This window comes from Legionella nagasakiensis (genome assembly GCF_900639915.1).
In the GTDB taxonomy this organism is placed as follows: domain Bacteria; phylum Pseudomonadota; class Gammaproteobacteria; order Legionellales; family Legionellaceae; genus Legionella_A; species Legionella_A nagasakiensis.
This window is the reverse complement of sequence record NZ_CAAAID010000001.1, coordinates 203,586-216,279: the sequence shown is the minus strand read 5'-3', so window position 1 is coordinate 216,279 and position 12,694 is coordinate 203,586. Positions and strand designations below refer to the sequence as shown.

Below are 12,694 nucleotides of genomic sequence, written 5' to 3'. Positions count from 1 at the left end.
AGGGGCAAAAAACACGGGTAAATGATTAACTACTGGTTTTTTTGATCTAATTCATAAAACAGCACTGCTTGGTTTCTTCCATGATTTTTGGCGTAATACAAAGCTTTGTCTGCAGCGTCTATTACTTCGGAAAATGCGGTAATGAGCAGCCTTTGGTTTCCATCTTCAAGTGGTGAAGTTCCTTGTATCGTTTCAAGGTATAGCAATCCGTAAATATCATTTTGCGCCATCAAAGGAATACAAAGTATCGAGGTATTTTTCTCTTCAAAGGACTGGATATGTTCACATAGTAATGCTTGATGAGATAAGTCAATTTGATGGATGCGCCCCAGTCGGATGCTCCAACATTTATCTGGTGAAAAGGTTGCTTCCTGGGTGCTAGGGTTTCCCCAGATGACCGCTTTTTCCAAGTAATTTTTAGAAGGATGCATGATGTATAAGTAACCACTTGCAAATTGAAGAGGCTGTTTGGAATAATTTTCCATGACCTTTGTCAGCTCGCCTTGTGAACTACAGGCTAACATGATGTCGCTCATTTCAACGAGAAGGGTAATCTGTTCATTTTTAATTTCCAGAGCTTTCATACCGATAGCGAGTTGTTCATAGGATCTTTGTAGTTCAGCATGCTCTTCTATGCGTGTCGTAATATTGCGGATACTTTGCACAGCGCCTTGAGTTGTGTTTCCTCTCAAGTGAATTTTTCCAAAAATATGTTGTTGGAGTAGGGCCTAAGTAGTGCAGGACTAAATCACGGGCCGCGATGAACATGACTGATTGAATCCCCTGGAATACGTAGGCTACTCAAATGCTTTATAATATCCACAGGGTATTACCTCGCTTCCTCCAGTAATTGAAACTAAACTTATGTACTGCAGAAGTAGAAAGGGATAAATATGAGTAAGGAATTCTTAGAAAATGTTGTCTTTGATGAACTGACAGTGGGCCAACAAGCCAGTTTAAATAAGCTACTGACTCAGAAAGACATTAAGCTTTTTGCGGCTGTTTCAGGTGATATCAACCCTGCACACATGGATCCGGAGTATGCAAAAAGTGATATCTTTCAAGGTATCGTTGGACACGGAATGTGGTCAGCTTCCCTTATATCCACACTGCTTGGAACTGTTTTACCTGGGCCAGGAACGATTTATCTTGAACAGGACATCAAATTCAAAAAGCCAGTACGCATTAACGATACAATTACAGTGACAGTAATAGTACACGAAAAAAAGGATGACAAACCCATCGTAATTTTTGATTGCAAGGGTGTAAATCAGCGTGGGGAAACTGTAATGGAAGGATTGGCCACCGTTCTTGCTCCTACAAAAAAAGTCCGTGCTCCAAAAATTAATTTACCAGACGTTGAATTACATACCCATGACCGACTTCAGTCCATTATTCAATCCTGCCAGCGCAAGAAAGTAATTTCTACTGCAGTTGTCCACCCCGTTAAAGCCAGTGTGTTAGAAGCAGTCAATGACGCTGTCAAAACAAAATTAATCAATCCGATCCTTATTGGCCCTGTAAAGAAAATCAAATCAGCAGCACAAGAAAAAGATATCGATATTTCCGAATGGAAATTAATTAATACTGAACATAGCGATGCCGCGGCAGCAAAAGCTGCGGAATTAGCGGCAGAAGGTCAAGTAGACGCTATTATGAAAGGGGCACTTTCAACCAATGAGTTATTATCAGCCATTGTATCAGTCAAAGCTTTACGTACAAAATATCGTATTAGTCATGCTTATCTTATGGATATTCCCTCTTATCACAAACCCCTCATTATTACGGATGCCGCCGTCAATATTGCTCCAAACACGTCTGAAAAGGCGGACATTTGCCAAAACGCGATTAATCTCTGGCGTACAGTATTTGGTGAGAGCAAAAAACCAAAAGTAGCCATACTGGCAGCTATTGGTCTAATCAACCCTAAGATGCAGGCCACTGTTGATGCCGCGACTTTATGCAAGATGTCTGATCGAGGCCAAATAATAAACGCTGTTTTAGATGGACCGCTTGCGTTTGATAGTGCCATCAATAAACAAGCGGCCATGGAAAAAGGTATTCAATCCTCAGTTGCAGGCGATCCAGACATTTTACTGGTGCCTGAAATAGAATCGGGGAATATTTTGGCTAAACAATTAACATTCCTTGGGCACGCAGATGCCGCAGGCATTGTCCTGGGTGCCCGTATTCCTATTATTCTAACAAGTCGAGCAGATTCACTACGCGTCCGACTTTTATCCTGTGCTTTAGCGGTAAAATTAGCAGAGGCGCGCCGTAAAGGAAACATCAAATGAACAATGAAACAAGCGATAGCATACTTGTCATTAACACGGGTTCATCCAGTATAAAATTTCAACTGTTTAAAGCGCCTCATTTGCATCTTCTTGTCAGAGGTAAAATGACCCATATTGGTAATGCTCCTTGCTTCACAGCCATGAAAACAAGAACAAGTGAAGAAAAACCTCAAAAGATAGATAAAAAACTTCCTGGGCAATATACGTATAAAGAAGCTTTGAATTATATTTTAAACTGGATTGGAACAGATGAGCAGAATGGAAAAATAAGTATTGTTGCACACCGAGTTGTTCATGGTGGTGAATATTTTACCAAAAGCACTCGGGTCACCTCAGAGGTTTTTTCTAAGCTCAAAAGCTTGTGCTCACTGGCTCCTTTACATCAACCGCACAATCTAGCTGCAATTGAGCTTTTGGCTGAATTGCAGCCAAAAACAACTCAGATAGCCTGTTTTGATACCGCGTTTCATTTCGGCCACGATCGGGTTTTTGTCGAATATGCCCTGCCTGAAGACATCCGTAATAAAGGTGTTCGTCGATACGGTTTTCATGGTCTTTCTTATGAATGGATAGTGTATACTTTACAAGAAAATGAACCTGAGCTTGCGAAAGGACGAATTGTTGCCGCTCATCTTGGCAATGGAGCCAGTCTGTGTGCTATACATAACGGCATAAGTATAGATACAACCATGGGCATGACAGCACTGGATGGTTTACCTATGGGGACACGCTGCGGCAGTCTTGACCCTGGAGTCATCATTTACCTCATCCGAGAACTTGGTTTATCTGCAGATGAAGTAGAATCCATGCTTTATAATGAATCTGGCTTGAAAGGATTATCAAATTGGACAAACGATGTTCGTCTGCTACAAGAAAGCGATAACTCCGCCGCAAAATTTGCCCTAGACTATTTCTGCATAAAAACGGCTCAATATATTTGTATGATGTCTGCCTCACTTGGAGGTATCGACGGTATTGTATTTACAGGAGGAATAGGCGAAAACTCTCAATTTATACGACAACGTATCCTATTCCACCTTGCATTCCTAAAACCCTTTAAAATCCATGTGATCAGGGCAAATGAAGAAAGAATAATGGCAATGCATGCTATGAGGATTTTGAATGAAGAATAAGGATCGAACTATGAATTCTTTAAAGGGACTAATTGTAGGTATAGCTAATGAGCATTCCATCGCCTGGGGATGTGCCCAGGCTTTAGATAAAAAAGGGGTTGAACTTGCCATCACCTACCAAAATGAGAAGACCAAAGAATACGTTGAACCATTAATCGATAAAGTTTCCTGCCCTATTTTCCTGCCACTTGATGTGAGAGATGAAACTCAGTTAGATAACTTGGTTCAGAGTATCAAAAAGACATGGGGAACATTGGATTTCATCATTCATGCCATTGCCTTTGCACCTAAAGCAGACCTACAAGGTCGAGTCGTTGACTGTTCGCGTGAAGGCTTTACGATTGCGATGGATATTTCCTGCCACTCCTTTATACGGCTTGCCCAGGCTTTTGAACCTTTAATGCAAAACGGCGGGAGTTTAATTACCATGAGTTATTATGGTGCAGAAAAGGTTATCAAAAATTATAACTTAATGGGGCCAGTTAAAGCTGCACTAGAAGCGTCCGTTCGCTATCTGGCAGCCGAGCTCGGTCATAAAAAAATTCGTGTCAATGCTATTTCACCAGGTCCCATACAAACACGAGCTGCATCAGGGTTAGCCGATTTTGATCATTTAATGGAAAAAGCAGCAAAAGATGCACCTCTACACCAGTTAGTTACTACAGAAGCTATTGGAGAAGCCGCTGTCTTTCTTATATCGCCAGAAGGAAAATACATTACCGGTCAAGTCATTTTTGTGGATGGCGGTTATAACATAAGGGGTTAATTATTATTCTTTGCTAAGCTTTAAAGAAATAATAAACTATTATTAAAAGGGATGATTCAATGTCAATAAAAAAAGCAATTATAGCAACGGATTTTTCAAAACATGCTGAATATGCGCTTAAAAGGGCTGTTTCTTTAACCGAGAGCCACGATATCATGCTGGAACTCATTCATGTATTAAAGCAGCCCTGGCCTGCAAACTTTGTCCAATTCTCTGCTAAAGATCAACAAATAGAATTGCTGAAGTTAGAAAAAGGCATGGAAGAAAAGCTACAGAGTATGGTGAAGCCATTTTCATCTGCTATCTCAGTGAATACATCTGTGCTTTTGGGTAGAGCAGTAGATGAAATCATTCGATTTACAAAGGATAATCAGGGCGATTTAATTATTGCTGGCGCACATGGTCAGTATTATATCAGTGACCATATATTAGGTACGACATCCGGTGATATTGTCAGGCAGGGAAATACGCCTGTCTTGCTCATTAAAAAAGAGCCTTCTTTCTCTTACAATAAAATACTAATTGCCACCGATTTCTCTGAAGCCAGTAAAAAAGCCGTTGAATTTGCTTTTCAATGCTTTCCTGAGGCCAGGTTTCAACTCTTGCATATTGTGGATATCTATTACCGACAGTTCTTAAACGTTGATGATGTCGGCAAGAATCAAAGGAATCATCCAACTAAGGATATTTTTGAAAAGTTGGATGATTTTTTAAAAAGTTGCAAGGTCAAACACGATAAATTTGAGAAAAAAATTATTGGAGGTTATCTGGCTGATGCCATCAACATGCAGTCAAAAAACTGGGGTGCCGACTTATTAGTATTCGGAACACAAGGACGATCTAAGCTGCACTATTTTTTGATGGGCAGCGTAGCTAAACGATTATTACAATTGAGCAATATTGATATGCTGGCCGTACCTCCGAATTGATGAACCTCGAAAATAGATATAAGGTTGATAATGAAAACAATAACAAAAGAGTTACAATAACAAATTACTCCAGAGCAATCGATTGAGCTTTTACAAAAAGGAAATCAACGCTTTATACAAAATCTGGCTTTAATAGAAACCTTTTACAGGAGATCAACGAGACAGCAAATGGCCAATACCCTTTCTCAACCATTTTTTTCGATAATGGATAGCACATGTTAAATATCTTTGGGGAAGTATCTTTTAAAAGAATCCAGTATGATCTTCCAGCAAGCATAATTGTTTTTTTTGTCGCGTTGCCATTATGCCTTGGTATCGCCCTAGCTTCAGGCGCCCCATTGTTTTCGGGTATCATTTCAGGTGTTATTGGTGGAATCGTTGTTGGAATTGCCAGTGGTTCAAACCTTGGAGTTAGCGGACCAGCAGCTGGTTTGGTGGTTATTGTATTATTAGCTATTGAAAGCCTTGGTTCATGGTCAGCATTTCTTGTATCCGTCGTTTTAGCCGGATGTTTTCAACTCCTTATGGGATATGCAAAAGCAGGGTTTATCGCTTATTTTTTTCCATCATCGGTGATTAAAGGGATGCTAACAGGCATTGGGCTATTAATTATTTTAAAGCAAATCCCTTATGCTTTAGGTTTTGACCCGGATACGATAGGTGATTTGTCGTCATTTCAGTTTAGTATCGATATCACTGTTAATTATATTTTGAATGCACTGAATGCCTTCAATTATGGGGCAATACTCATTTCTTTCATTTCATTGGCGATTCTCATCTTATGGGATACCAGGCTTATAAAGAAAAACCGATTGTTACAGATCATACAGGCACCCATTGTGGTGGTTATTGTTGGCATCTTATTGAATAAATTTTATCAAATTGGCTTTTGGGAACTGAGTCTTGATAAGGATAATTTGGTCCAACTTCCTGTAGCTGAAAACATTATCGATTTTTTTAACCAACTTACACATCCTGATTTTACAGCCTTAAAGCAATTTTCAGTATGGCAAATAGCCGTAGTGCTCGCTATTGTGGCTAGTCTTGAAACACTATTGTGCGTTGAAGCAACAGACAAACTGGATCCCCATAAACGTATTACGCCTGTTAATCGAGAGTTGAAGGCCCAAGGTCTGGGTAATTTAATTTCCGGACTGCTCGGTGGACTACCTATTACACAAGTTATTATTCGCAGTTCAGCAAACATTAACTTTGGCGGCAAAACAAAATTATCGACAATTCTTCATGGTGTTTTTCTTTTGTTATCAGTTTTATTACTTGCGCCTCTTCTCAATATGATTCCGTTATCTTGCCTTGCTGCAATATTGATCATTGTAGGTTATAAGCTTGCAAACCCAAGGTTGTTTAAACAAATGTATCAGCTCGGCTCAGAACAATTTATTCCATTTATAGCTACAGCAATAGGCATACTCGCAACTGACTTGTTGAAAGGAATTATCATCGGTATTGTTTTTGGTGTTTTCTTCACATTAAAGCACAGTTACCGCAATGCCTATTATATGAAAACAATCACTCAAAAAGAGAATGGTGACATTGTTTATCACCTGGTTTTGGCAGAGGAAGTTTCGTTTTTTAACAAAGCAAACATTATGCAGGCTTTAGACGCTATTCCATCAGGGGCAAAGGTTATCATTGACGGCTCCAATTCTAAATCGATTGCATACGATGTAGTTGAGTTAGTACATGATTTCAAAGAAAATGCCAAGTATAAAAATATCGAGGTACAAACCATTGATTTTCTTGATTTCCAATAGCATATACATACCCTAACAACCACCATGGATGATTTTCTCAACAGCTCTATCTGCAGCGTCATCAAAAGGTAAAAAGACCATATCCACTCCTTTTGCTTTCAAAGCTTCAACTTGACTGGCATGCTGAGTTGATACGGCAATTTTGCCCATATAGTGATGCTCTTTAAGAGCCTGAAGCAACATAATTCTTGGATCGTCATGTGTCAAACCCGGTGTATGCTGCGGGATCGCACATATGGCCCATTGAGTATTTTTTAAGGGAAGTGAAGCCATGAATTCGATATCACAAGCATCACCATAAATGGCCGAATAACCTTTTAGGCGCCAGCTGTTGACTTCATCCGGATTAAAATCGACAGCAAGTACTTTATAATTATTCTGAAGCAAATGCTCTGCAATGGCCTGGCCATAACGACCCAGGCCAAACAGAAGCACATCATATTTTTTATGGTTAAAATTCCCAGCCACATCCGATTTTTCACGATAAGGTATCTTGCGCTCAAAAGGCATTAATAATGGCTCAAGCCATCGATACAGCGTGTAGGAGTATGTAATCATGTAGACTGAAGCCGCAATGGTTATTAATCCAACCAAGGTTACTAATCCCAGTGATTCTGTAGAAACATGACCAAGTTTAAGTCCCATAGCCATAAAAATGAGAGAGAACTCAGAGATTTGAGCGACCGTAAGTCCTGCTAAAAAACCTGTACGTTTGCGATAGCCCATATATCCCATAATAATGAGGACAATGAGTGGGTTACCGATTAGCACAAATAGTGAAAAAACTGTGGCTGGCAAAATCTGATTGCCAAGCTGGTTTAAATTAAGTTGAGAGCCTAAGGATATGAAAAAAAACAACAGCAAAAAATCTCGAACGGAAGATAGTCTTGATGCAATCGCATCCCTGAATGGTGTTGACGCCAATGATATGCCGGCAAGTAACCCGCCCAATTCTTTGCTGAAACCAAAATAATGGCCAAGACTTGCCAATAGTGCGGCCCAGCCTATGGAGCAAATAACTAATAATTCAGAGGAGTGTGCAATACTGCTCACCAAAGAATCAGCAACGTAACGAATGAAAAGCCAAAGAAGAATCAAGATAATTACAGCATAGAAGGCCATCATAGCCAGATTGACCAGAACATCAGAGGTTGTGCTGCTCTCAATACCCAGCCCAAACGCAGATAGGACAATCATGGCAAACACAACGACAATGTCCTGCACAATCAAAAAGCCAATAGCTATTCGTCCATACAGTGAATCTACCTCTCGTTTATCCGAAAGCAACTTAACAATAATGATGGTGCTGGAAAATGTTAGTGCTACCCCAACATAAACGGCATTCATCATAGTCATGCCTAGAGTGATTGCTATAAAAAAGCCAATGATTGCGGTAAAAATGACCTGGCCAATACCCGTTGCTAACGATACCAGTCCTAATGTTTTGATAAGCTGTAAGTCTAGCTTCAGCCCCACCAGAAAAAGTAATACCGCAATTCCAAGTTCTGCCAAAAGCTCAATATTTTCGTAAGATTGTACGATACCCAAAAAATTCGGACCGACCAGTATACCCACAATAATAAAACTGACTATCATTGGTTGGCGCAATAAAAGGCTCAAAAAACCAATAATCATGGCACAGAGCATCAGCGCGCTTAATTCATAAAAGGGAGAAGCGTGTAAAAAGGTGATGCCCATCATAGGTCTTCCTCGTAATGAGAAAAAATATCCATGTGGCGAAGCGATATAAGTCTTAATCGAAGCTGTTTTTCTGTTTCAATCATGGCAAAAAACACCATGCCAATGACGATAATGAGAACCCCATCAAAAAAAGGAATCGATTCTGTTTTAAAAATACTTTGTAGCGGTGGCAGATAAGTTATGGCAAATTGCGCAACCGTGATCACAATAACACTCATCCACACCATTTTTGTACCTTTTACCGCCTGCCAGGTTAAAGAGGTATCGTAGATATTACGGATATAAAACAAATGAAAAATTTCCAAAACCACCAAGGTATTTAAAGCAATGGTTCTGGACAGTTCAATCGAATACCCTTTATCGATGGCATAGTAATAAATACCAAATACGCCGCATATAAACAGGAAGGAAACTAAAATAATATGCCATACCAGCGCTCCGGTTAATATAGGCTCACTTCTTGGCCTTGGTGGGCGTTGCATGGTATTTTCTTCCGTTGGCTCAAATGCAAGTGATAAGCCAAGAGTGACCGCTGTGATTAAGTTAACCCATAATATCTGAACGGGGGTTACCGGAAGACTCAAACCAAGCAGCAATGCCAAAATAATGGTCATGGCTTCGCCACCATTGGTGGGCAACGTCCAGCTAATTACTTTCTTTAAATTATCATAAACTGTTCGCCCTTCTTGTACCGCAGCTGCAATGGATGCAAAATTATCATCCGCCAGCACAAGAACTGCTGCTTCTTTTGATACTTCATTTCCTTTTTTCCCCATGGCAATGCCTGCATCGGCTCGTTTGAGGGCAAGCGCATCATTCACGCCGTCTCCTGTCATAGCGACAGTCATTCCATGAGACTGGAGCGCCATAACGAGTCTTAACTTATGCTCTGGACTGGTGCGGGCAAAAATATCATCTTCCAATACCACACTTGCCAGCTCTGTATTACTCATTCTATCAAGCTCAAGACCAGTCAAAATTTTATCAGGATGCTTTAATCCGATTTGCCGGCCAATCGCTCCAGCAGTTGCTGCATGATCACCGGTAATCATTTTTACCTGAATGCCAGCATTCAAGCACTGGGCTACTGCGGCTATGGCTTCCTCTCTTGGTGGGTCAATCATCCCAACCATTCCTAATAGAACTAAATCGTTTTCTATATCGGAGAATTGCAGCACCGTATGTTCTGGAGGAACTGACTTCGCAGCCATAGCTAACACACGCTGGCCATTTTTAGCAATGGATTCAATCTGTTCCAACCAATAGGTTTGATTGATAGGTTCTAACTCACCGTTTTCATTTTCTTGTTTTTGGCACATAACTAACAATTGCTCCGGGGCGCCTTTAACAAAAATAAAGGCATGTTTTTGATGGTTATGATTAAGCGTTGCCATAATACGGTGCCTCGCATCAAAGGGAATGGTATCCGTGCGTGTCCAGGATTTTCGGGTTTCGGTTACTGATAAGCCTGTTTTTTCTGCCAGTGTCAGTAGCGCCCCTTCCATCGGGTCACCTTCTATTACCCAATGCTCATTGCGCCCATATAAATCGGCGTCGTTACAAAGTACTGCGGTTTGCGCCACTTGTATAAGCAGAGGGTGTTGTTCTTTCTCAATGATATGGTCATGAAGTTTAATACTGCCTGATGGTTCGTAGCCTGAGCCTTCAACATTAAACTGATGCTCTGCGGTTAAAATAGAAACCACCGTCATTTCATTCTTTGTAAGCGTTCCTGTTTTATCTGTGCAAATCACAGAAACGGAGCCTAAGGTTTCGATAGCAGGAAGCTTGCGAATGATTGCATTTCGCCGCGCCATCGCCTGCACACCAACCGCCAAAGTAATCGATAGTACTGCGGGAAGTCCTTCAGGAATAGCAGCTACCGACAGGCCCACAACCGCCATAAATAATTCGCCAAAGTCCTGATGCTGCACAAAATAACCATAACCCAGCAATAATCCCGCAACCATCACAATAAGAACACTTAACCATTTGGCAAATACATCCATTTGTTGAATCAAAGGTGTTGTCAACATTTCTACCTTTGATAGCTGGTGGCTGATTTGACCAATTTCAGTGAATTTACCAGTTGCTACAACCACACCTTTAGCCTGACCACTGGTCACCAGCGTACCGCTGTAAGCCATCGATGAACGCTCGCCAAGTACTGCATCTTCTGCAACAGGGTCAGACTGTTTTTCTACTGCTACAGATTCACCGGTAAGAATGGACTCATCTACAATCATACCGTGCGCTTTAATAAGTCGCACATCTGCCGGCACTTTATCACCGGATTCCAGAAGCACGACATCTCCAGGTACCAGTTCTTTAGCAGGGATAGTCTGTCTTTCTTCCTGCCGAATAACCCTCGCCGTAAGTGATAACATCTGTCGTAAGGCATCAAGCGCCTTTTCTGCTTTGCCTTCTTGTATAAACCCGATACAAGCATTAACAATGACAACGGCAAGTATGACAAACGTATCTATCCAGTGATTCAATAAGACTGTAGTTATTGCCGCGAATAAAAGCACATAAATCAGAATATGATTAAAATGTTGTAAAAAACGTAAAATAATGGATTCTTTTGACTTTTCAGGTATTTGGTTTAGACCAAACATGGACTGTCTTTTAAGAGACTCCGTTTGATTTAATCCATTGATATCCGTATTAAGCCAAGTTAATACCTCTTCAACTGGCAGCACATGCCAGTTACCTCTGTGTTCTTTAAAGTGCTTCTCCAGCATGAAGAGCCTCCTTTAATAAGCTTTTACAGGAGAGACAAACCCCTGGGGTTTTAACGCGAGCAATGAACAGTTAATTTTTTGCAGGATATTTTCGGCGGTATTGCCGATGATAAAACCTGATATTCCAGTTCGTGCAACGGTACCCATAACCAGAATGTCAATCGCATTACTTTCAACAAAAGAAGGAATCGCTTCTTCAGGAAGCCCCTTTTGGAGATGAATCCGGTAGTTCCCTCCTATATTGGAATCTTGAATAATTGAATGCAAAGCTCTATCATGTTCGTGCATTGTATCCAAAACCATTTGGTTTAACTCAGATTCTGAAACCTTTACCCATATACTGTCCCTCAGATATTCTTCCAGTTTAAAAAGCCAACATGAGACAATGTCGAGTTGTCCTGAGTAGTGGTGAGTTAAAGAAGATGCGTACTTAAGAAGATCTAAAGAAAGATCTTTGCCAACCGGTTCTTCATTTTCAGGGTCAATTGCAACGGCTATCCTGACTTCTTTATCTGTATGTTTTGCAGGACGAACCATAAATAAAGGGCAAGGGCATTTTCGTAACAATTCCATATCCAACGCTTTAAAGCCTATTTGATTAGGACTTGTTTCGGCTTGTTTTATCAGCAAGTCATGAGAATGTCTTAGGGCATATTGAATAATACGAACATTGGGGGCCGAGCCACACTCAAGCTCAAGATGAATGTTGAGTTTCTTTTTACTGATCTTTAAAGCTGATTTTGTCAATTTAATTGCTTGCTCCATTCGCTCAATGATGGATTGTTCATAAGAAGCTTTATAGTCACCAAGATTATCTGGAAATGATGGGCATACTATGAGAATAGTTAATGAGGCCTGGTTTGCAATCGCTAGTTGGAGCGCTTGTTTTAACCCTTCGTCTTCCCCACCTAATCCATGGCTGACAAATAAAATATTGTGAAATTTTGACATGACTTAATCCTTTAAATAATCTAAAAATTTATTATCAATATATCAAGGTTAGCATTAATGATAGAATTTACTTGTAATAACCCTTCTTTGATTTAAGCATTAAACCCAATTATCTCATTTAAAGACTAAAACTTCTGCCAAGTAATAAACCTGAAAAAGTTTTTAAAAATAAATGAACTAAGTTTTCAACTATTATCAATGATGCTTCATGAGTCATGATGTTCTACCTGTCAGGCGCAAAGCGCGATTCTAAAAAAACATCAAAAGACACATCCTGATAGTAAATTACATATTCTAAGAGTGGATTTTGATAACGATAAACAATGGGTGCGTTATTTTAGTGCACCAAAGCAAGGCACATTAGTGTTTTATCAAGGAAAAAACGTGTTTGGTTTAAT

Annotated in this window: 9 protein-coding genes; 5 read left to right on the top strand and 4 right to left on the bottom strand. The window is 40.2% G+C overall.

Annotated elements, in window-relative coordinates; all coding sequences use genetic code 11:
* Positions 1-29 precede the first annotated feature (29 nt).
* Positions 30-692, bottom strand: a complete 663-nt coding sequence (locus E1O52_RS00990) for a hypothetical protein (RefSeq protein WP_133126873.1) — start codon at positions 690-692, stop codon at positions 30-32.
* Between the two features lie 201 nt (positions 693-893).
* Between E1O52_RS00990 and E1O52_RS00985 the strand changes: the two genes are divergently transcribed.
* The 5 genes from E1O52_RS00985 to E1O52_RS00960 all read left to right on the top strand — a co-directional run bounded on the left by E1O52_RS00985 (position 894) and on the right by E1O52_RS00960 (position 6,900).
* Positions 894-2,297 carry a bifunctional enoyl-CoA hydratase/phosphate acetyltransferase gene (locus E1O52_RS00985; RefSeq protein ID WP_133126872.1) on the top strand — a complete coding sequence of 468 codons (1,404 nt, stop codon included), beginning with the start codon at positions 894-896 and terminating at the stop codon, positions 2,295-2,297.
* Positions 2,294-3,430, top strand: a complete 1,137-nt coding sequence (locus E1O52_RS00980; RefSeq protein WP_133126871.1) for an acetate/propionate family kinase — start codon at positions 2,294-2,296, stop codon at positions 3,428-3,430. The genes E1O52_RS00985 and E1O52_RS00980 overlap by 4 nt, the downstream gene beginning before the upstream one ends.
* Before the next feature lie 10 nt (positions 3,431-3,440).
* Positions 3,441-4,196 carry an enoyl-ACP reductase FabI gene (gene fabI, locus E1O52_RS00975; RefSeq protein WP_133126870.1) on the top strand — a complete coding sequence of 252 codons (756 nt, stop codon included), beginning with the start codon at positions 3,441-3,443 and terminating at the stop codon, positions 4,194-4,196.
* Between the two features lie 59 nt (positions 4,197-4,255).
* Entirely contained in the window at positions 4,256-5,125 is an 870-nt protein-coding gene (locus tag E1O52_RS00970) for a universal stress protein (protein ID WP_133126869.1), read from the top strand.
* A 215-nt stretch (positions 5,126-5,340) separates the two neighbouring features.
* The gene (locus E1O52_RS00960) at positions 5,341-6,900 is read left to right on the top strand and encodes a SulP family inorganic anion transporter (protein WP_133126868.1); all 1,560 of its coding nucleotides are present in this window, start codon (positions 5,341-5,343) and stop codon (positions 6,898-6,900) included.
* A gap of 12 nt (positions 6,901-6,912) precedes the next feature.
* Here the strand turns inward: E1O52_RS00960 and E1O52_RS00955 are convergent, their stop codons facing one another.
* Genes E1O52_RS00955 through E1O52_RS00945 form a run of 3 tightly spaced genes read right to left on the bottom strand, consistent with a single transcriptional unit; the run spans position 6,913 to position 12,296 of the window.
* Positions 6,913-8,601, bottom strand: a complete 1,689-nt coding sequence (locus tag E1O52_RS00955) for a cation:proton antiporter (RefSeq protein WP_133126867.1) — start codon at positions 8,599-8,601, stop codon at positions 6,913-6,915.
* A complete protein-coding gene (locus tag E1O52_RS00950) occupies positions 8,598-11,345 on the bottom strand; it encodes a cation-transporting P-type ATPase (RefSeq protein WP_133126866.1) in 2,748 nt (915 codons plus the stop codon). Before E1O52_RS00950 ends, E1O52_RS00955 begins: the two co-directional genes overlap by 4 nt.
* 12 nt (positions 11,346-11,357) lie before the next feature.
* Positions 11,358-12,296, bottom strand: coding sequence for a universal stress protein (locus tag E1O52_RS00945; RefSeq protein WP_133126865.1), 939 nt, complete (start codon positions 12,294-12,296; stop codon positions 11,358-11,360).
* Positions 12,297-12,694: the final 398 nt, after the last annotated feature.